Below are 19956 nucleotides of genomic sequence, written 5' to 3'. Positions count from 1 at the left end.
CTCAGTAAGGTCCCATCCGTTACATCTTTCGTCATCGGCTGTTCCTCCAGTCAGCCAGTAGCGAGATCGCCACCCCCGCGGCGATCTTCGAAATCACGATGTCGAAGCTGCTTCCAGTGGCTTCAAGGAAGAGAAAAGGCAAAACGGATGTTTACGACAAAATTCCTGCGTCCCTCCCTCAAGACTGTCCTGAAGACCTCGACGGTTGCGGGTCTTGCGGCCGTCATGCTGACCTCCGGCCTGCCGGCGACGATCAGCCAATCTTTCGCCGAAGCCGTCAAGGTCGATGCGCCCCAGGTTCCGAGCTTTGCCAATGTCGTCGACGCCGTTTCCCCGGCCGTCGTCTCGGTCCGCGTCCAATCGCGCGCCAACCCCGTTTCCGACGAGGGTAACGGTTTCACCTTCGATTTTGGCGGTCGCGGTCTGGATGAGCTGCCCGACGATCACCCGCTGAAGCGCTTCTTCAAGGAATTCGGTGGCCCGCGCGGCGATGACCGCGCCGAACGCAGCCCCGGCCGTCGTGGCCCGCACGGCGAAGGTCGCCTGCGCCCGACTTCGCAGGGCTCCGGCTTCTTCATCTCTGAAGACGGCTACCTCGTTACCAACAATCATGTCGTTTCCGACGGTTCGGCGTTTACGGTCATCCTTAACGACGGCACCGAGCTTGACGCCAAGCTGATCGGCAAGGACAGCCGCACCGACCTCGCGGTGCTCAAGGTCGATGACAAGCGCAAGTTCACCTATGTCAGCTGGGCTGATGACAACAAGGTTCGCGTCGGCGACTGGGTCGTTGCCGTCGGCAACCCCTTCGGTCTCGGCGGTACTGTGACCTCCGGCATCATTTCGGCCCGTGGCCGCGATATCGGCTCCGGCCCCTACGACGACTACCTGCAGGTGGACGCTGCCGTGAACCGCGGCAACTCCGGGGGCCCGACCTTCAACCTTTCGGGTGAAGTCGTCGGCATTAACACCGCAATCTTCTCGCCGTCGGGCGGCAATGTCGGCATCGCCTTCGCCATCCCGGCATCGGTCGCCAAGGACGTCGTTGCCGACCTGATGAAGGACGGTTCGGTATCGCGTGGTTGGCTCGGCGTTCAGATCCAGCCGGTGAGCAAGGATATTGCCGAATCGCTCGGCCTTTCCGAAGCAAACGGCGCCCTCGTCGTCGAACCGCAGGCCGGATCGCCCGGCGAAAAGGCCGGCATCAAGAAGGGTGACGTCGTCACCGCGCTCAACGGCGACACCATCAAGGATCCGCGTGATCTTGCCCGCAAGGTCGCCGGCATTCGCCCGGGTACCACGGTCGATGTCGTGCTGTGGCGCAACGGCAAGTCCGAAACCGTAAAGCTCGAGATCGGAACGCTGCCGAAGGACGACAAGGAAGCGGCCAAGGATTCCGGTACGCAGTCCGAGGAAGCCCAGCCGTCGAGCGAGCAGGCCTTGGCCGACCTCGGCATGACCGTGGTTCCGTCGGATGACGGTCAGGGCGTGACGATCGCCTCGGTAGACGAGGACTCGGATGCTAGCGATCGTGGCCTGAAGCAGGGCGAGAAGATCGTTTCCGTCAACAATCAGGAAGTGAAGTCGGCGGACGATATCCTCAAGGTGATCACCACCGCCAAGAAGGACGGCCGCAGCAAGGCGCTCTTCCAGATCGAGGCCGACAACGGCAGCCGCTTCGTGGCGCTTCCCATCGATCAGGGCTGATCGCGGCAGCGAATGAACGACCGGGGCGCCGCGATATCCGAGCGATTTCGCGGCGTTCGCCGTTTGGGGCGAAGTGATCGCCATTCCGGTTGTCGGAAAACTCGAAACCGGTTGAGACAGACAGAGGTCCGGGACTATGGTCACGCGTATGAAGATTCTTATCATTGAAGACGATATCGAGGCTGCGGCCTATCTCGCAAAGGCATTCCGGGAAGCCGGCATTGTCTGCGACCATGCGAGCGACGGCGAAAGCGGTCTCTTCATGGCCAGCGAAAACAGCTACGATGTTCTCGTGGTCGACCGTATGTTGCCGCGCCGCGATGGTCTGTCGGTGATCTCGGAGTTGCGTCGCAAGGACGTCCACACCCCGGTGCTCATCCTGTCGGCGCTCGGTCAGGTCGACGATCGGGTGACGGGCCTGCGCGCCGGCGGCGACGACTACCTGCCGAAACCCTACGCCTTCAGCGAGCTACTCGCCCGTGTCGAAGTGCTTGGACGCCGCAAGGGCACGCCCGAGCAGGACATGGTCTACCGGGTCGGCGATCTCGAACTCGACCGCCTGTCGCACTCGGTTCGCCGCCAGGGAAAGGAAATCCCGCTACAGCCGCGCGAGTTCCGGTTGCTTGAATATCTGATGAAGAATGCCGGCCAGGTCGTGACCCGAACGATGCTGCTCGAAAACGTCTGGGACTATCACTTCGATCCACAGACCAATGTCATCGACGTGCATGTTTCGCGGCTGCGCTCGAAGATCGAGAAGGATTTCGACCTGCCGCTGCTGCGAACCGTGCGCGGCGCCGGCTACATGATCAAGGATGACCGGACCGCCAGCGCATGAGCAAACTTGGCGTCCTGCTCCGGACAACGGCCGTTCGGTTGTCCGCGCTCTATCTGATCCTTTTCTCGCTCTGCGCCGCCTTTCTCGTCTTTTACGTCACCGGCATGTCCGAGCGTCTGCTGCAGCAGCAGACGCGCGATGCGGTGACCGCCGAGGTGACGCAGATCGAGCAGGTCTATACCCGGGCCGGGGTCAATGGACTGTTGCGTTCGCTCGAAAGGCGCGCAAGGCAACCGGGCGCCAATCTCTATGTGATCGCCGGTCCGAGCGGCGAAATCCTGGCCGGCAATGTGGCAAGCCTGGAGCCGGGCCTTCTCGATAGGGAAGGCTGGACGGAGAAGCCTTTCGCCTATCAGCGCTATACCGACGAGACCCGCAAGGACAGCCACGTGGCGCTCGCCCACGTGCTGATGCTCGATAACGGCCTTCGCATCCTCGTCGGCCGTGACCTCCAGGAGCCGCAGAAGTTCCGTGCCCTGGTGCGCCAGGCGTTGATGGTGGCGCTCGGCATCATGGGCCTTGGTGCGCTCATTATCTGGTTTGCCATCGGCCGCAATGCGCTGAAGCGCATCGACCGCATGTCGGAGGCGAGCACCAAGATCATGGCGGGCGACCTGTCGCAGCGTCTGCCGAGGAACGGCTCCGGTGACGAATTCGACCGGCTTTCCGAATCCCTGAACGCGATGCTCGGACGCATCGAGAAGCTGAACGAGGGCTTGCGGCAGGTGTCCGACAACATCGCCCACGACCTGAAGACGCCGCTGACACGGCTGCGCAACAAGGCGGAAGCCGCGCTGGCGCGCAAGGGTACAAGCCAGCGCGGCGCGCTGGAGGAAATCATCGGCGAATCGGACCAACTGATCCGTACCTTCAATGCGCTCCTGATGATTTCGCGCGTCGAAGCGGGCTCCGCTGCCGCCGAGATGAGCGAGGTCGACCTGTCGCGGATCGTGTCGGATTGCGTCGAACTCTACGAACCGGTGGCCGAAGACGTGGGCCTGCGGCTTGAGGCTGAGGTGGCGCCGGGCATGGTGATTTCGGGCAATCGCGAGCTCGTCGGCCAAGCGCTCGGCAACTTGCTGGACAACGCGCTCAAATACGCGGAAGGCGCAACCGATCCGTTGATCAAGGTCTCGCTCGGCAGGCGCGAGGGCAAGGTTGTGCTTTCCGTTGCCGATCACGGCCCTGGCGTTCCCGAGGACAAGCGCGAGGATGTGGTCAAGCGCTTCGTCCGACTGGACGAGAGCCGCTCCAAGCCCGGCACGGGCCTCGGATTGTCTCTCGTCGACGCGGTGATGGAGATGCACCATGGCGCCCTGAATCTTGCCGCGACCGATCCTGAGAGAGCCGATAACGGCAAGGGACTGACGGTACACATGGTTTTCCCGGCCTCCGCGACCTGATAGACCGGTTTGCGGAGAACAGGGGGAAACGGCATGCAGGATACGATGGCAGGGCACTGGTGGGGCATAGAGACGGCGCCGATCAAACCGGCAAGCCAGGCCGACGCCAAATCCGCGCTGTCGGTGCTGAAGGATATGGCCAAGGGGCATGAGCAGATCAACCGCCTGCTGGCGTCCGAAACACCGTTCAAGGCCTTTGTCGTCTCTGCCTTTGCCCTGTCGCCGTTCCTGCGCGACACCGGCGGCAGCCAGCCCGGCATACTCGAACAGATCTTGACCGAACCGCTGCTGCAGTTTCTTGCCGAAAGGGTTCGGCGGGCGCGGGAGGCCTGGGTGCCGGCAGAGCCGGGCGTGGCGCTGCCCGATACCGAGGTCATGACGCGACTTCGAAAGGCCAAGCGCGAGCTTGCTTTTGCCGTAGCGCTGGCGGATCTCTCCCGGCATTTCGACGGCCGCGAGACGACGCGCTGGCTAAGCGAATTTGCCGGTGCTGCGGTTTCTGCAACGATCGATCATCTGTTGCTGAGTGGGCATCAGGTCGGCAAGCTTGCGCTCAAGGATGTGACTGCCCCGAGCGAAGGTTCCGGCGTCGTCGTTCTCGGCATGGGCAAGCTCGGCGCCTTCGAGCTCAATTATTCCTCCGATATCGATCTCGTCGTCTTCTACGATCCGCAGTCCGGCATCATCGTCGATCGCGATGACGCCTCAGAGACCTTCGGCCGGTTGCTGCGCCGCCTCATCCGTATCCTGCAAGAGCGCACCGGCGACGGTTATGTCTTTCGCACCGACCTTCGATTGCGCCCGGACCCGGGCTCGACGCCGCTTGCAATCCCTGTCGAGGCGGCGATGCTCTATTACGAGGGCAGGGGGCAGAACTGGGAGCGCGCCGCCTTCATCAAGGCGCGTCCCGTTGCCGGTGACATCTCTGCTGGCGATGCATTTTTGAAGGAACTGACGCCGTTCGTCTTCCGCAAGTATCTCGACTATGCGGCAATCTCCGACATCCATTCGATCAAGCGGCAGATTCACGCCCACAAGGGTCACGGCGAGATTGCGGTCAAGGGGCACAACATCAAGCTCGGTCGCGGCGGCATCCGCGAGATCGAGTTCTTCGTCCAGACGCAGCAACTGATCGCCGGCGGGCGCATGCCCGAGCTGCGGCTGAAGGCGACGGAGCCGATGCTGCATGCACTGGTCAAGGCCGGCTGGATCGACGAGACGACCGCGGACGAACTCGTGGAGGCCTACTGGTTTCTGCGCGACGTCGAACATCGCATCCAGATGGTGCGCGACGAGCAGACCCATGTGCTTCCGGAGACTGAGGCGGAGCTGAAGCGCATCGCCTTCATGCTCGGCTTCGAGGACACGGCCAGCTTTTCCAAGGCGCTGTCGAAGGTTCTGCGCACCGTCGAGCGGCGTTACGCCCAGCTCTTCGAGCAGGAGGCGAAGCTGTCGAGCGAGACGGGCAATCTCGTCTTCACCGGCCAGCGCGACGATCCCGATACGCTCGAGACCCTAAGGAAACTCGGTTTCCAGCGGCCGTCCGACATCTCTCACACGATCCGCACCTGGCATTACGGTCGCTACCGCGCGACGCAATCGGTAGAGGCCCGCGAGCGGCTGACGGAACTGACGCCGCAGCTTCTGCGCGTTTTCGGCGAAAGCCGGCGCGCCGACGAAGCGCTCCTGCGTTTCGATCACTTCATTTCCGGCCTGCCAGCCGGCATCCAGCTGTTTTCGCTGCTCGGCAACAATCCGCGGCTCCTGTCGCTGATCGTCAACATCATGTCGTCGGCGCCGCGGCTTGCCGAGATCATCGCGGCGCGGCCGCATGTGTTCGACGGCATGCTCGATCCGGGCCTCCTGGCGGAGCTACCGACACGGGATTATCTGGCGCCGCGCATCGCCAATTTCGTGGCTGGCGGCCGCCACTATGAAGAGGTGCTCGACCGGCTGCGTATCATCGCCGCCGAACAGCGGTTCCTCATCGGTATCCGCCTGTTGACCGGTTCTATCTCTGGCGCGCAGGCGGGCCGCGCCTTTACCGATCTTGCCGACCTGATCATCGCTGCGGCGGTGGACGCGGTGCTGGCAGAGGTGCGTTCGGTGCACGGCGACTTCCCGGGTGGGCGCATTGTCGTCGTCGGCATGGGCAAGCTCGGCAGCCATGAGCTGACGGCAGGCTCCGACGTCGACCTGATCCTGCTCTACGACTATGACGACGCCGCCGCGGAATCGGACGGCGGCAAGCCGCTCGATCCGACGCGCTATTTCACCCGGTTGACCCAGCGCCTGATCGCCGCGCTCTCGGCGCCGACGGCCGAAGGCGTGCTCTATGAGGTCGACATGCGGCTGCGCCCCTCCGGCAACAAGGGGCCGGTTGCCACCCGCATCAACGCCTTTGCCAAGTATCAGCGCGAAGAAGCCTGGACCTGGGAGCATCTGGCGTTGACGCGGGCGCGCTGCATCTGCGGCGACGACAGCCTGAGGGCGCAAGCCGATGCCATCTTTGCCGAAGTGCTCGGCCAGAAGCGTGACGTCGCCAAGGTCAGCGCCGACGTGATCTCGATGCGCGAGATGATCGACAGCGAGAAGCCGCCAAGCGACATCTGGGATTTCAAGCTGATCCCCGGCGGTCTCGTCGATATCGAGTTCATCGCGCAATATCTGGCGCTGATCGCACCCGCCAAGGGCGTGCCACCGCTTGAAGCCGGTGCCCATACGGCCGATGCCTTGAAGTTGCTTGGCGGCGCGATGATGAACCCAAATGATCTCGACGCGACGATGGAGGCACTCAGCCTCTTTACCGAGCTGTCGCAAATCGTGCGGCTGTGCATCGAGGGAGAGTTCGACCCGAAGGAGGCGCCGGCCGGCCTTGTCGATCTCGTCTGCCGCGCGGGTGACTATCCCGACCTGAAGACGCTGGAGGCCGATATCAGGCGGCTGTCGAAGTCCGTCAGGCGAATTTTTCAGTCGGTGGTTTCGGGATAGGGCTGCGGATCGCTGTCGCGATCGGGCATGCGCAGAGAAATGATGGTGCCGACGTTCTCGGCGGAATGGATCTTCATCGTTCCACCGTGAAGGCGCGTCAACGAGCGGGAGATGGCAAGCCCGAGGCCGGAGCCGCCCTTGCTCTTGGCATACTGGCTTTGCACCTGCTCGAAGGGTTGCCCGATTTTCTGCAGGGCGTCGCGCGGGATGCCGATGCCGGAGTCTGCAATCGTCAGCGTCACCGCACCGGTGACCTTGCGGGCGCGCAACGAAATGCGCCCACCTTCGTTGGTGAACTTGACCGCGTTCGACAGCAGATTGAGCAGCACCTGTTTCATCGCCCGCCGATCGGCAACGACAGTCAGGCCCGAAGCGATATGCTGCACCACATGAATGTTCTTCTGCTGCGCCGGGATCGTGGTGAAGCGGATGGTCTCCTCGATCAGTGGCGCGAGATCGATTGTCTCGCGGCTGATGCGCATGTGCCCGGCTTCGATCTTCGACATGTCGAGGATGTCGTTGATGACGTTCAACAGGTGCTTGCCGCTCTCGTGGATGTCGCGCGAGTATTCGTCGTATTTCTCCGAGCCGAGCGGCCCGAACATCTGGGTCTGCAGGATTTCGGAAAAGCCGAGAATGGCGTTGAGCGGCGTCCTCAGCTCATGGGACATGTTGGCGAGAAATTCCGACTTGGCGCGGTTTGCCGCCTCGGCCCGCTCTTTTTCCGCCTGGTAGTTGGCGTTGGCGATCGACAGTTCGGTCTTCTGCCGTTCCAGCGTCATGCGCGAAGCCGAGAGATCGCCGATGGTCGCCATCAACCGACGCTCGGATTCGCGCAACCGCACCTGGTGGCGCTTCAGAAGCGTGATGTCGGTGCCGACCGAAACGAGACCACCGTCGCGGGTGCGCCGTTCGTTGATCTGCAGCCAGCGTTCGTCGGCAAGCTGCACTTCGGTCGTCTGCGAGTGGTTGCTGCGGTCCGGATCCGCGATGCGGCGCTCCACCACGGGCCGTGCGGCCGCTGCGTGAACGGCTATTCGTTCCGTGCCCGGCACCAGCACGTGATCCGGCAGCTTGTAGGCTTCCTGGTAGTGCGTGTTGCACATGACCAGCCGGTCCTGCTTGTCCCAGAGAACGAAGGCCTCGGACGTGCATTCGATGGCATCGGCCAGGCGTTGGTCGGCTTCCGCATAGCGCTGCGCCAGCCGATGCTGTTCGGTGACGTCCATTGCGATGCCGATGAGATGGGCGCGGCCGGACACGGTTCGAATGATCTCGGCGCGGGCGCGCAGCCACACATAGTGGCCGTCCGCGTGGCGCATGCGGAACACCTGGTCGATCTGGCGCGCATCGCCGCGGGCGATCGTGCGGGCAACGCCGTAGATGCCGCGGTCGTCGGGATGCATCAGCCGTGCGGCATCGCCGAAGGAAAGCACGCTGCTTTCGCCGGGCATGCCCAGCATTTCATACATCGATCGCGACCAGAACAGCCGTCGGTTGGCAAGGTCGAAGTCCCAGAGCCCGCAGCGGCCGCGCGACAGCGCAGTCTCCACCCGTAGGTTCGATTCGACAAAGACCGAGTCGGCGTCGCGGGCCCGTTTGGCCTGGATGTAATAGGCGTAAAGCACGACGAGCAGGATCGCCGAGATGCCGGCAAACAGTGTTACATTGAGCGATACCTCGTCGCGCCACGCCGTTTCCAGTTGCGTCACCGGCGTTGCCGCCAGGATGACGCCGGCCGCTTCCGGCAACTGCGCCAAGGCGACGATATGGTCGATGCCGTCGATCGCCGTCTTCATGACGCTGGAATGTTCGCCGTAATATTGCAGCGTGGCGATATCAGGTGCCACCGAGGCAAGCGTCCGGCCGATCAGTGGCACGCCATCCGGCGTGCTGGCGAAGATCCGGCCATCCTTGCGCACGGTCAAAAGGAACATGCCCGGATCGAGCATTGCGGTGGGCAAGTATTGGGTCAGTCGCTGTTCAGCGTCCCAACGGCGGCCCTCGTCGAACAGCGTCATGCCGTCCGCCTGAAACGCCGCGACAGCCGTTGCAGCGGCTAGCCCGACGGTCTGGCGCGAGCTGTCCTCCATCCGGCTGTGCTCGTCCATGATGCCGGACATGCGCGAAACGGCGACGATAATCAGGAATGCGATGATGAGGATGGGGATGGAACGCTTGAGAATAGGCTCAGCACTCGCCAGACGCTGCGACGTCGGCTCGGCGAAAATTTTCGCCTGCGAGATGAACTCGCTTTCCAGGCCGGCAAAGCCTGGAAACCTGAGTCGCAACCGCCCGTCGGCTGCGCTCGCTGGTCGCGCGTCCGCCATCTTACCCAATGTGTAACCCTCTGATGATTCGCCGCGCCGCTCGCCCGAATCTGACTCAATGAATCACAGGGCGATTCGCCTTGTCCAGAGGAAAGGGTAAAGATTTCTTAACCATTTCTTATCGTTGGAAAATAATAGGCCGGGTCGCGCAAGCGACCCGGCCCCTTGATAACGCCTGATTTTCCCAGGCTTCTCAGGCCTTGAGCATGCGCTCGACGATGTCGCTGACATCGGCTGAAAGCTTGGTCGCGCCTGCCACTTCCTTCAACGCATTGCGGGCGTGACCGGCGCGCACGTCTTCGAGCGAGCGCCAGGAGCGCATCGACGTCAGAATGCGGGCCGCGAGCTGCGGATTGCGCGGATCGATGTCGAGGATCTGCTTGGCAAGGAAGCGGTAGCCTTCCCCGTCGGCGCGGTTGAAGCCCGTCGGGTTGGCGAAGGCGTAGCTGCCGATCAGCGACCGCACGCGGTTCGGATTGTTGCCGTTGAAAAGCGGCTCCGTTATCAGGGTCTTGATGCGATCGAGCGTGCCGGCGCCGGGGATCGTCGCCTGAACCGCAAACCACTTGTCGATAACCAGTGCGTTGTCGGCAAACCGCTTGCGGAACGTCGCCAGCGCTTGCGCCGTCTCGGCTGAGTCCGGGAACCGGTGCGCGAGCAGCGCCAGCGCGTGGCTGAGGTCGGTCATATTGTCGGCAGCTGCGAAGGCTTCGGCCGCCCGCGCCGGATTGTCCTCGCCATGGACGAGATAGGTGAGGGCGGCGTTGCGCAGGGCCCGACGTCCCGCACTTTCCGCTTCGGGGCTGAAGGCAGCCTTCGACGCCATTTCGTCCGCAAGCCGGTGGAAGGTCTCGCGTCCGGCAACGGCGATCGCCTTGAGGACCTGCTGGCGGGCGGCATGGATGGCGTCTGGATCGTTGTCGGCGCCGATCTCGCGGGCGATGTCGGCTTCGCTCGGCAGCGACAGGGCCTGCGACCGGAATGCCGGCTCCAGCCTGTCGTCGGCGGCCGCGGCGATAAGGCCATCGGTGAGGGCTCTTTCGACCGTGACGGATTTGCCAGCACGTACGTCGGCCGTCGCTGATACCAGATTGGCGAGCGCAATAGCGTTGAGGGCCTGCCAGCGGGCGAAGAGATCGCTCTCGTGCCGGGCGATCAGCGCCAGATCGTCGTCGGACTGCTCGATATGCAGGTTGATCGGAGCAGAAAAGCTGCGGTTGAACGACGGAACCGGGCGCGAGGTGACGCCGGAGAACACCACAGTCTGCTTGCGCTCGGTCAGGTGGAGCACGTCGCCGGTGATATCGGCGCCCGACACGCTTGAAAGATCGGCTTCCGCGCCGTTGTCGAGCAGCAGGCCCATGCGCAACGGAATGTGCATCGGCTCTTTGGCGCTTTGCCCCGGCGTCGCCGGAATGGTCTGCTCCAGCGATAGCGTGAAGGTCTGTTTTGCCGCGTCGTATACGCCGGAGGCTGTCACCAGCGGTGTTCCGGCCTGATGGTACCAGAGCGAAAACTGGCCGAGATCGCGGCCACTGACTTCAGCGAAGCACGCGACAAAATCCTCGATCGTCACAGCCTGGCCGTCGTGGCGCTCGAAGTAGAGATCCATGCCCTTCTTGAACAGGTCGCGGCCCAGAAGGGTGGCGATCATCCGGGTGACCTCGGAGCCCTTCTCATAGACCGTGGTCGTGTAGAAGTTGTTGATTTCGCGGTACTTCGTCGGCCGGACCGGATGGGCGAGGGGGCCGGCATCCTCCGGGAACTGTTCCGATTTCAGGTGCCGGACCTCGGCGATGCGCTTGACAGCGCGCGAGCGCATGTCGGCGGAAAACTCGTGGTCGCGGTAAACCGTCAGGCCTTCCTTGAGGCAGAGCTGGAACCAGTCACGGCAGGTGATGCGGTTGCCGGTCCAGTTGTGGAAGTATTCGTGCGCGATGATCGCTTCGATATTGGCGTAGTCTGCGTCCGTCGCCGTTTCCGGGTCGGCCAGCACATATTTGTCGTTGAAGACGTTGAGCCCCTTGTTCTCCATGGCGCCCATGTTGAAGTCGGAGACGGCGACGATCATGAAAATATCCAGATCGTATTCGCGGCCAAAGACTTCTTCGTCCCACTTCATCGAGCGCTTCAGCGCGTCCATGGCGTAGGATGCGCGCGGCTCCTTGCCGTGCTCGACGTAGATCTTCAAAGCGACCTCACGGCCGGACAGGGTGGTGAAGGTGTCTTCCACCACACCCAGATCGCCTGCGACCAGCGCGAAGAGATAGCTCGGCTTCGGATGCGGATCGAACCAGGCGGCGAAATGCCGGCCGTCGCCCATGTCGGCGCCGCCGAGATAGTTGCCGTTGGAGAGCAGCAGCGGAGCGGATTTCTTGTCGGCGATGATGTTGACCGTATAGACGGCAAGAACATCGGGACGGTCGGGGAAGTAGGTGATGCGGCGGAAGCCTTCCGCCTCGCACTGCGTGCAATAGACGCTGTTGGTGCGGTAAAGACCCATCAGCTTGGTGTTGGTCTCGGGCGAGAGCATCGTGGTGATGGTGACTTCGAACGGGGCGGCCTCGGGCAGTCCGCGGATCGTCAGCGTGTCGTCGGTCACGTCGTAGAGCGAGGCTGCAAGCTCTTCCTGGTCGAGCAGCAGGCCGGTCATGACCAGTTCGTCGCCGTCGAGAACCAGCGGCGCCGATGCGTCCACGCCTTCCCGCCGATGCAGGATCAACCGCGCTTCGACCTTGGTTTCCTTCGGGTCAAGCTCGAAGGTCAGATCCACTCTCTCAAGAACGAAGTCGGTCGGCCGGTAGTCTTCCAGATGAATGATCTGGCCAGTATTTGTCCGCATGGTCAGTCCCGCTCGCGCCTTGCTACTGGTGGATTTGTAGAGGGCGCTTGTGATGGTGAAAAGGCCAAAGGGCGAAAAGCCGGATATGCCACACGATTGTGATGCCGGCGACCGCACTTCCGGCAGAAAAGACATGGTGTCCGGTATTCTTCCCGCTCCCTTATCGCTTTGACGTGTATCGAAGTGGCACTAACAAGAAATAAACCGGAAAGGTTTTTTTCGGCGTCGCTAAAGAAATCTTTGCGGCTGACGCCACGGCTACGAATTCATCAAGAAAAAACACAAGTCATCAAGAAGTTTGATCCGACTTTCGCGGCCGGCGCGGCTAGAGTGACATGGTTCTCCGGTGAGTTTCTCACCCAAATCTCCCAAACTGTCGCCGCTGCGGTCCTTGTCCGCTCAGGCTCGAAAAGCGTTTTCCATGGATGCCGAAGTCGAAAACCCGATGAAGGGGATCCTGCTCAAGGTCCTTTCAGTCGTCATTTTCGTTTGCATGTCGACCTTGATCAAGGCGGCGGGAACCGAGATTGCCACCGGTCAGATCACTTTCTACCGGTCCGCCTTCGCCATGGTGCCGATCCTCGGCTATCTCGCTTTTCGCGGAAAATTGCGCGATGCTTTCAAGACAAGGGACCTCGGTGGCCATATCGCGCGCGGCTTCGTGGGCATCCTGGCCATGAGCTTCGGCTTCTATGGTCTGGTGCATTTGCCGCTGCCGGAAGCCATCGCCATCGGTTACGCGATGCCGCTGATCGCGGTCGCCTTTGCCGCGATCTTTCTCGGCGAGACCGTTCGGCTCTATCGCTGGTCCGCTGTCGTGATCGGCCTGGTCGGCGTCATGATCATCACCTGGCCGCGGCTGACGCTGTTTCGCGAAGGTGGTCTCGGTTCGTCCGAGGCGCTCGGGGCGGCGGCGGTCTTGGTTTCGGCGGCCCTCGGTGCCATCGCCATGGTGCTGGTGCGAAAATTGGTGAAGGCTGAACGCACGCATACGATCGTGCTCTACTTCTCGCTGTCGGCCTCGGTCTTTTCGCTGGCCACCCTGCCGTTCGGCTGGCCGAGTATTTCACAGGAGGCTTTTCTGCTGCTGATGGTCGCCGGCTTTTGCGGTGGCGTCGCGCAGATTCTTTTGACCGAAAGCTACCGCCACGCGGACATGTCGACCATCGCGCCGTTCGAATATACTTCGATCGTACTCGGCCTGATCATCGGATATTTTCTGTTCGAAGACATCCCGACACGCACAATGCTGATCGGCACTGCCATCGTTGTCGGCGCCGGTATCTTCATCATCTTTCGCGAACACCGGCTTGGGTTGGAACGCAGGGGCGCGCGCAAGCACGTCACGCCGCAGGGCTGACACTCGTTCCTGATGAGGCTGACATTGCTATTCCGGCTGGCGTTCCCAGGCGGGAACCGTGTCGTCCTCGATCAGGTCGTCCTGCAACGCCTGCTGCGCGGTCGGGCTGGTAACGTCGGGCCCGGGCGTCGGCAAGACAGTCGTTGCCTGGAAGTCCGTCTTGGAAACGAGACCTTCGTGCTGGCTCCGCTGCAGGATACGCCAGGCGGCATAACCGCCATAAAGCACGAAGTAGACGGCAAGCACGACGAACAGCGCGGCCGGCCCGAACCGGTCCATGACGGGGCCGACCATCAGCGGCCCGGAAATGGTGCCGAGACCGTAGGTGATCATCAGGCCCGAAGAGATCTCGACATATTCGTCTGGCTTGGCGAGGTCGTTGGCATGGGCAACGTTCAGGGCATAGATCGGAAACAGCACCGAGCCGACGAAGGCGGCGATGACATAGAGCACCGTCGGGCTGCTGCCGATGGACGCGGACATCACCAGGCAGGAGATCACGCCGACAATGCCGCAACCGACCATGACGATGCGCCGGTCAATGCGGTCCGAAGCGCGGCCGATCGGGATCTGCGAAATTGCACTGCCGGTCAGGAGCGAGGCGAGCAACGTAGCGCCTTCGCCAGTCGACAGGCCGATCTTCTGCGTGAACACGCCGCCGAGGTTGAGCCAGGCGCCCGAAAGCGCGCCGGCGAGAAAACCGCCGACCACGGCCACGGGCGAGCGTCGAAACAGTCCGGGAATGTCGAACCGCGCCTGCGCCGGCGGTGCCGGCATCGGAGAGGAGGAGAGCGCCGTCGGCAGCAGCGCCAATGAGAACAGCACGCCGCAGAGGATGAAGAGCGAGGTGTTGGTCGGGTCTCCAAGCGGCACCATGTATTGCCCGCCGATCGTGCCGACCATCGTGGTGATCAGGTAGAGCGAAAACAGCATGCCGCGGTTCTCGTTGGTCACCCTTTCGTTGAGCCAGCTTTCGATGACGAGGTAGCTGCCGGAAATGGCGAAGCCGGATATGGCACGAAAGACGATCCACAAGCGCCAGTCGACGATGAGCCCGCAGAGCAGGATGGCGATCGAAAGCAGGGTGATCAGCGCGGTGAAGACGCGGACATGGCCGACCCGCAGCACGAACTTTGGCGTGATGATGCAGGAGAGCGTGAAGCCAACGGTGTAGCCGGTCGCGATGACCGAAACCGTCATCGTCGACCAGTTTTCGGCGACGGAGCGAACCGGGATCACGTAGCTCTGGAGGCCGAAGGCCACCATCATCAACAGGGTGGACAGCATCAGGCTGAGGACGGAAGCGAGACTGGCCAGCATCGGCGCTCCTGAAAAACAAATACGCACCGAGTTGACCAACCGAGTGGCTGGCAACGAAGGCGCGATGCGGAGCGAGGGCAGTCTGGCGGAAATGCCGGATAGACCGATCGCTTCGAACTCGAAACGAGTGTGGCTCTATCCAGTTTTCAAGGCGCTGTCGATTGCGACAGCCGATAGCAAAAAGACGGTAACGGTCCGTCCCCGGGCGCTATCAGTTCGGCAGCAGCGGGCTAATTGCCGAGCGATGGGCGCGGCGGGCGTCCTTGGTCGTGCTCAGCGCGGTAAATTCGCGCGAGGCACGAACGGCAGTGCCGATATCGGCGATCGAATCGAACAGGACCTTGAGGCTTGCAATGGGCTTCGTCATGATCGTGTTCCTTGTCTTTAGCGTCGTCTCACTCGCGCGGCACGCCTCGGCGCACCGCGTAGGGATCAACGCTGGATGAAGTCGGCGAAGAGCTGCGACGGACGGGTGGTCCGGGCAAGGCCGATTGCAGTCATCTGCTCGTTGGCTGCCGTGCCGAAACGGTTGAACGGCGTCCGCAGAGCAGCGCCCGTGTGACGGAGCGTCTCAAAGCTGCTGTGGATCGGGCGAAAGCGGGCAGTCATGGTTCTTGTTCCTTATTCCATTCCTCCCGTTCCGATATATTGCGCTGCAGCATGGATTTTGCAATGCATCAGAACGCCGCACAGATATGCGCAAACCGCATGGCTTTCTTCACACTTTGTTCATGAAAAGGGCCGGCGGCCGTCAGCCGTTGATGCGGGCCTTGAAGGCAAGCATATCCTGCCAGGCGAAGCGCTTGTTGATCGGCGCTGTCACCAGATCCTGCGGGTGCAGGGTCGCAAGGGTCTGGACGGTGTGTCCGCCCATTTGCAGGTCGCGCCATTCGCCGCGCAACTGGTGGATGGTGTCGGTGCCGCCGAAGAAGAAACGCGCCGTGAAATTGCCGAGCAGCAACAGGTGCTTGGGTTCGGCAAGCGCAATCTGGCGCTCGATGAAGGGGCGGCAGATATCGGCCTCACGCGCGGTCGGCACGCGGTTGCCCGGCGGGCGCCAAGGCACGACATTGCTGAGCAGAACGCTTTCGCGCGACAATCCAATGCCGGCGAGCATGCGGTTGAGCATGTCGCCGAGCCGACCCGAGAAAGGCTGGCCGTCGCGATCGTCATCCGCATAGGGCATGGGGCCGACGATCATGATGCCGTTTGACGGGTCGCCTTCGGCGAAGACGAGATTGCGGGCGCTGTTTCTGAGATTGCAGCCGACGAAGCCTTCCATGGCGACGCGCAGTTCGGCAAGCGAGCGCGCCGATTCGGCTGCAAACTGTGCCTCCTTGACGGCCTGGGCGTCTGGGATGGCGACAGCCGGGGCGTTGACGGCAGGCGCCGGCGCGCGGGTCTGGGGGCTGGCCTGCTGTCGTGGCGTTGTCGACGCCTCGGTGCGGGCTGCCGGCTGGCTTGCGCTCGCCTGCTGGCGCGAATCGGATCGCGCCGCCTTCATCGCTTCGAACTCGGCGAAGCGATCGACAGGCTCTTCTTCCATCAACCACTCGACGCCCGCATCCGCATGGAAGGCGAGCAGGGCGGCGAGTTGGCCGGGGGAGAGGGTGTCGGCAGAGATCATGGGCGCCAACCTAGCACGTCAGAATTGGCGGTCCAATGGCTTCATGCCGCATTCGCGGTCCAATGGCCGATGTCCTCATGGTCGCCGATCAGCGCCAGGCCGTGGGCGATCGACAGCAGTTCGCCGCCGCTTTCGATCCGGTCCTTTTCGAAGCGCCGCTCGAACAGGTTGCGCACCGCGGGCACGAAGGAGGTGCCACCAGTGAGGAAGACCTTGTCGATGCTTGCAGGCGGCGTTTCCGTCGTCGTCAGGACTTCGTCGAGCGCTTCTTCGATGCGGGCAAGTTCAGGCGCGATCCAGCCTTCGAAGTCGGAGCGGCGCACGGTTCGGCGCGACATCTCGCCGAGCGGTGAGAAGTAGAACTCGGTCTCTTCCTCCTGCGACAGGCGCATCTTGGTGGCAGAGATCGCCTGATAGAGCGGATAACCTTCGTCATGCTCGATCAGGTCTACGAAGGCCTCGAGCTTTTCCGGCTCCATGCTCTGGCGCACCAGCTTCTTCAGATCCGTGAAGTCTTTCAAGGTCTTGAAAATCGAAAGCTGATTCCAGCGGCCGAAATTCGCATAGTAGTTTGACGGCACTTCAAGCAGCTTGTCGAAGCTCTTGAACAGACTCCCCTTTCCGATGAGGGGCGAGATCACGTTGTCAATGATGCGGAAGTCGAAATGATCGCCGGCAATGCCGACGCCCGAGTGACCGATCGGCGTCGCCGTCAGGCGTCCCGCCTTGGTCTCGAAGCGGATCAGCGAATAGTCGGTGGTGCCGCCGCCGAAGTCGGCCACCAGCACCGTGGCATCGCGCTTGAGGTTTTGGGCGAAGTAGAATGCCGCCGCCACCGGCTCGTAGACATAGTGGATCTCGGGAAAGCCGAACTCCGAAAGGGCTGAACTGTAGCGCTCGAGCGCCAATGCCGGATCGGGGCTGGAGCCCGCGAAGCGAACCGGCCTGCCAACGACGATGCGGCTGTATTGGCTCGCCCAGTCGTCGCCGGCATAATCCTTCAGCTTGGTCAGGAATACCCGCATCAGGTCTTCGAAACTATGGCGCTTGGCATAGATCTGCGTGCCCTGGAACAGCGGGCTTGCGGCGAAGGTCTTGATCGACTGCAGGAAGCGACAGTCGCCGGGATTGTCGATGAACGAGCGGATCGCCGCTTGTCCCGCTTCTACCTTCAGGGCGGATGCGCCGAGGTTCGGATCCTTCATGAAGGAAAGCGCCGTACGCATGGCGTCGGTGCTGCCCGCCAGGCTATCGAAGTTCATCGAATGGGTGGTGTCGCCTGCCGAAACCGCGAGGACCGAGTTGGTGGTGCCGAAATCGAAGCCCAGTGCTCTGGCCATGGGAAGTCTCCTGACGTCTGTGTTTCTGGTGTCGTTGCGCCATGCCCTTGTCCAGGGCTCCGCAAGGCGACACGGCTCTGTTCCGCGCGCTGCTTTCAAGGTTCGTGCCGGGGAGGTCGGCGACACCTGGAATGCAGCGAAAGGCATGCCTTTCCGGCGCCGTGGGCGCCTTGCCGAAATGCCGGTTGCGGATGGGATTGCCGGCGTCTTCCGCCGGAAAGTCGAATGCCGGCCTCGTGACACGGCTATTCGGCAAAAGCAAGGCTGGACGGCGGGTGCCCACAAGGACATGGATAAAATTTCATATTTACGTTTACGTGCACGTAATATAGACATTTGTGCTAAACTCATGACCTCATGCGCAAAAGCGGGCATCGTCTGTCGCATCCCGGCTCGACAACCCAAACAGCATTTGCCATGACGGGATGATATGGCCTGGGAACTGAGCTGGCAGAAGACTGGCGAGACTGGAGAGACGGTATGAGCGAGGCGATGGACCTACCCGAGCGCGAGAGCATGGAGTTCGACGTGGTGATCGTCGGCGCGGGGCCGGCTGGCCTTTCGGCTGCGATCCGGTTGAAGCAGATCAATCCGGAGCTCTCGGTCGTGGTGCTCGAGAAGGGTGCCGAAGTCGGTGCGCACATCCTGTCGGGCGCCGTCGTCGATCCCATCGGCATCGACCGGCTGCTGCCAGGCTGGCGCGATGAGGCCGATCATCCGTTCAAGACCGAAGTCAAGGACGACCATTTCCTGCTTCTCGGCCCCGCCGGCTCGATCCGCCTGCCGAACTTCGCCATGCCGCCTTTGATGAACAATCACGGCAACTACATCGTCTCGCTCGGCAACGTCTGTCGGTGGCTTGCCGGCCACGCCGAAGCGCTCGGCGTCGAGATCTATCCGGGCTTTGCCGCGACCGAAGTGCTCTATAACGACGAAGGTGCCGTCATCGGTGTCGCCACCGGCGACATGGGCGTCGAGCGCAATGGCGAGCCGGGCCCGAACTTTGCCCGCGGCATGGCGCTGCTCGGCAAGTACACGCTGATCGGCGAGGGCGTGCGTGGCTCGCTCGCCAAGCAGCTGATCTCGAAGTTCGATCTGTCGAAAGACCGTGATGTCCCGAAATTCGGCATCGGCCTCAAGGAGCTCTGGCAGGTCAAGCCGGAGAACCACAAGCCGGGTCTGGTGCAGCACTCGTTCGGCTGGCCGCTCGGCATGAAGACGGGCGGCGGCTCGTTCCTCTACCATCTCGAAGACAACATGGTCGCCGTCGGTTTCGTCGTGCACCTCAACTACAAGAACCCCTATCTCTTCCCGTTCGAGGAGTTCCAGCGGTTCAAGACCCACCCGGCGATCCGCGGGACGTTCGAGGGCGGCAAGCGGCTGTCCTATGGCGCCCGCGCGATCACCGAGGGCGGCTACCAGTCGGTGCCGAAGCTGTCGTTCCCAGGGGGTGCGCTGATCGGCTGTTCGGCCGGTCTCGTCAACGTGCCACGCATCAAGGGCAGCCACAATGCGGTGCTGTCGGGCATGCTGGCGGCCGACAAGCTGGCGGAAGCGATCGCGTCGGGTCGGGCCAATGACGAGCCGGTCGAGATCGAGAACGAATGGCGCCAGACCGACATCGGCAAGGACCTGAAGCGGGTCAGGAACGTCAAGCCACTGTGGTCGAAGTTCGGCACGGCGCTCGGCGTGGCGCTCGGCGGTCTCGACATGTGGACCAACCAGTTGTTCGGTCTGTCGCTGTTCGGCACGCTGAAGCACGGCAAGAACGACGCGCAGTCGTTGGAGCCGGCAGCACAGCATAAGAAGATCGACTATCCGAAGCCCGACGGTGTTTTGACCTTCGATCGCCTGTCCTCGGTATTCCTGTCGAACACCAACCATGAGGAAGACCAGCCGATCCACCTGCAGGTGAAGAACCCGGAGCTGCAGCGCACCTCGGAACTCGATGTCTTTGCCGGTCCGTCGACGCGCTACTGTCCCGCCGGGGTCTATGAATGGGTGGAGAAGGACGGCAAGCCGGTCTTCGTCATCAACGCGCAGAACTGCGTGCACTGCAAGACCTGCGACATCAAGGACCCGAACCAGAACATCAACTGGGTGCCGCCGCAGGGTGGCGAGGGACCGGTCTATCCCAATATGTAACGGGTCTGGCCGGGCTGCGCGCAACGCGATGGTTCGAGCAACTGTGAATTCGA

The 19956-nt window shown here is 62.4% G+C and carries 13 protein-coding genes; 6 read left to right on the top strand and 7 right to left on the bottom strand.

Annotated features, from left to right (window positions below):
• The first annotated feature begins 147 nt into the window (after positions 1 to 147).
• The 4 genes from BLJAPNOD_RS18030 to BLJAPNOD_RS18015 all read left to right on the top strand — a co-directional run bounded on the left by BLJAPNOD_RS18030 (position 148) and on the right by BLJAPNOD_RS18015 (position 6939).
• Complete coding sequence (locus tag BLJAPNOD_RS18030) at positions 148 to 1707, top strand: Do family serine endopeptidase (RefSeq protein WP_115420685.1); 1560 nt, start codon at positions 148 to 150, stop codon at positions 1705 to 1707.
• A gap of 136 nt (positions 1708 to 1843) precedes the next feature.
• Positions 1844 to 2545 (top strand): response regulator transcription factor, encoded by a 702-nt coding sequence (locus tag BLJAPNOD_RS18025; protein WP_077504020.1) that lies wholly within the window; start codon positions 1844 to 1846, stop codon positions 2543 to 2545.
• A complete protein-coding gene (locus tag BLJAPNOD_RS18020; RefSeq protein ID WP_115420684.1) occupies positions 2542 to 3948 on the top strand; it encodes a HAMP domain-containing sensor histidine kinase in 1407 nt (468 codons plus the stop codon). Before BLJAPNOD_RS18025 ends, BLJAPNOD_RS18020 begins: the two co-directional genes overlap by 4 nt.
• Positions 3949 to 3981: 33 nt before the next feature.
• Positions 3982 to 6939, top strand: a complete 2958-nt coding sequence (locus BLJAPNOD_RS18015; protein WP_115420683.1) for a bifunctional [glutamine synthetase] adenylyltransferase/[glutamine synthetase]-adenylyl-L-tyrosine phosphorylase — start codon at positions 3982 to 3984, stop codon at positions 6937 to 6939.
• On the opposite strand, the gene BLJAPNOD_RS18010 is transcribed toward BLJAPNOD_RS18015, so the two are convergent.
• Both BLJAPNOD_RS18010 and pepN read right to left on the bottom strand, forming a co-directional pair.
• On the bottom strand, positions 6918 to 9278 hold the full coding sequence (locus BLJAPNOD_RS18010) for an ATP-binding protein (protein WP_199565957.1): 2361 nt from the start codon (positions 9276 to 9278) through the stop codon (positions 6918 to 6920). The genes BLJAPNOD_RS18015 and BLJAPNOD_RS18010 overlap by 22 nt on opposite strands.
• A 184-nt stretch (positions 9279 to 9462) precedes the next feature.
• Complete coding sequence (gene pepN, locus BLJAPNOD_RS18005) at positions 9463 to 12111, bottom strand: aminopeptidase N (protein ID WP_115421346.1); 2649 nt, start codon at positions 12109 to 12111, stop codon at positions 9463 to 9465.
• Between the two features lie 421 nt (positions 12112 to 12532).
• Between pepN and BLJAPNOD_RS18000 the strand changes: the two genes are divergently transcribed.
• The gene (locus BLJAPNOD_RS18000; RefSeq protein ID WP_077504016.1) at positions 12533 to 13471 is read left to right on the top strand and encodes a DMT family transporter; all 939 of its coding nucleotides are present in this window, start codon (positions 12533 to 12535) and stop codon (positions 13469 to 13471) included.
• A 27-nt stretch (positions 13472 to 13498) separates the two neighbouring features.
• On the opposite strand, the gene BLJAPNOD_RS17995 is transcribed toward BLJAPNOD_RS18000, so the two are convergent.
• The 5 genes from BLJAPNOD_RS17995 to BLJAPNOD_RS17975 all read right to left on the bottom strand — a co-directional run bounded on the left by BLJAPNOD_RS17995 (position 13499) and on the right by BLJAPNOD_RS17975 (position 17758).
• Positions 13499 to 14791, bottom strand: coding sequence for an MFS transporter (locus BLJAPNOD_RS17995; RefSeq protein ID WP_115420681.1), 1293 nt, complete (start codon positions 14789 to 14791; stop codon positions 13499 to 13501).
• A 211-nt stretch (positions 14792 to 15002) separates the two neighbouring features.
• Positions 15003 to 15158, bottom strand: a complete 156-nt coding sequence (locus BLJAPNOD_RS17990) for a hypothetical protein (RefSeq protein ID WP_115420680.1) — start codon at positions 15156 to 15158, stop codon at positions 15003 to 15005.
• A gap of 65 nt (positions 15159 to 15223) precedes the next feature.
• Entirely contained in the window at positions 15224 to 15400 is a 177-nt protein-coding gene (locus BLJAPNOD_RS17985) for a hypothetical protein (RefSeq protein WP_112807130.1), read from the bottom strand.
• A gap of 142 nt (positions 15401 to 15542) precedes the next feature.
• A complete protein-coding gene (locus BLJAPNOD_RS17980) occupies positions 15543 to 16418 on the bottom strand; it encodes a uracil-DNA glycosylase (protein WP_115420679.1) in 876 nt (291 codons plus the stop codon).
• A gap of 41 nt (positions 16419 to 16459) precedes the next feature.
• Positions 16460 to 17758, bottom strand: a complete 1299-nt coding sequence (locus BLJAPNOD_RS17975) for an Hsp70 family protein (RefSeq protein WP_115420678.1) — start codon at positions 17756 to 17758, stop codon at positions 16460 to 16462.
• Between the two features lie 480 nt (positions 17759 to 18238).
• Between BLJAPNOD_RS17975 and BLJAPNOD_RS17970 the strand changes: the two genes are divergently transcribed.
• Positions 18239 to 19903, top strand: a complete 1665-nt coding sequence (locus BLJAPNOD_RS17970) for an electron transfer flavoprotein-ubiquinone oxidoreductase (RefSeq protein WP_115420677.1) — start codon at positions 18239 to 18241, stop codon at positions 19901 to 19903.
• Positions 19904 to 19956 lie beyond the last annotated feature (53 nt).

This window comes from Ensifer sp. M14, assembly GCF_003355565.1.
GTDB lineage: Bacteria > Pseudomonadota > Alphaproteobacteria > Rhizobiales > Rhizobiaceae > Ensifer.
The sequence above is the reverse complement of the archived record's forward strand: the minus strand, read 5'-3'. Positions and strand labels throughout refer to the sequence as shown.

Excerpts from the sequence above, each read along its gene's own strand:
- BLJAPNOD_RS17970 (WP_115420677.1), top strand. The coding sequence starts at position 18,239 with ATGAGCGAGGCGATGGACCTACCCGAGCGCGAGAGCATGGAGTTCGAC.
- BLJAPNOD_RS18015 (WP_115420683.1), top strand. The coding sequence starts at position 3,982 with ATGCAGGATACGATGGCAGGGCACTGGTGGGGCATAGAGACGGCGCCG.
- BLJAPNOD_RS18030 (WP_115420685.1), top strand. The coding sequence starts at position 148 with ATGTTTACGACAAAATTCCTGCGTCCCTCCCTCAAGACTGTCCTGAAG.
- BLJAPNOD_RS18020 (WP_115420684.1), top strand. The coding sequence starts at position 2,542 with ATGAGCAAACTTGGCGTCCTGCTCCGGACAACGGCCGTTCGGTTGTCC.
- BLJAPNOD_RS17985 (WP_112807130.1), bottom strand. The coding sequence starts at position 15,400 with ATGACTGCCCGCTTTCGCCCGATCCACAGCAGCTTTGAGACGCTCCGT.
- BLJAPNOD_RS17980 (WP_115420679.1), bottom strand. The coding sequence starts at position 16,418 with ATGATCTCTGCCGACACCCTCTCCCCCGGCCAACTCGCCGCCCTGCTC.
- pepN (WP_115421346.1), bottom strand. The coding sequence starts at position 12,111 with ATGCGGACAAATACTGGCCAGATCATTCATCTGGAAGACTACCGGCCG.
- BLJAPNOD_RS17975 (WP_115420678.1), bottom strand. The coding sequence starts at position 17,758 with ATGGCCAGAGCACTGGGCTTCGATTTCGGCACCACCAACTCGGTCCTC.
- BLJAPNOD_RS18025 (WP_077504020.1), top strand. The coding sequence starts at position 1,844 with ATGGTCACGCGTATGAAGATTCTTATCATTGAAGACGATATCGAGGCT.
- BLJAPNOD_RS18000 (WP_077504016.1), top strand. The coding sequence starts at position 12,533 with ATGGATGCCGAAGTCGAAAACCCGATGAAGGGGATCCTGCTCAAGGTC.
- BLJAPNOD_RS17990 (WP_115420680.1), bottom strand. The coding sequence starts at position 15,158 with ATGACGAAGCCCATTGCAAGCCTCAAGGTCCTGTTCGATTCGATCGCC.
- BLJAPNOD_RS17995 (WP_115420681.1), bottom strand. The coding sequence starts at position 14,791 with ATGCTGGCCAGTCTCGCTTCCGTCCTCAGCCTGATGCTGTCCACCCTG.